This is a genomic window from Flavobacterium aquariorum, from assembly GCF_003254745.1.
Classification (GTDB): Bacteria; Bacteroidota; Bacteroidia; order Flavobacteriales; family Flavobacteriaceae; genus Flavobacterium; species Flavobacterium aquariorum.
Map to the genome: position 1 here is coordinate 1 of NZ_QKXH01000057.1, position 205 is coordinate 205.

Here is a 205-nt window from a genome sequence, read left to right on the forward strand (position 1 = left end):
GGGGGTTCGAACCCCTCATCGCCCACCAAGAAACTCCTTAAGAAATTAAGGAGTTTTTTTTATTTCAAATATTTATGGACTTTGTTGTATACATTTTATTTAGCGAAACCAAGAACAGATTTTATATTGGGTTCACTTCTAATTTAGAAGAAAGGATTGTTAGACATAATCAAAAAAGCAAAGGCTTTACTGGAAATGTAAACGA

At 32.7% G+C, this 205-nt stretch carries 1 protein-coding gene; it reads left to right on the forward strand.

The features are described from left to right. Window positions 1-74: 74 nt before the first annotated feature. On the forward strand, window positions 75-205 hold a 131-nt coding region (locus DOS84_RS18970), incomplete at its 3' end, for a GIY-YIG nuclease family protein (RefSeq protein WP_165830477.1).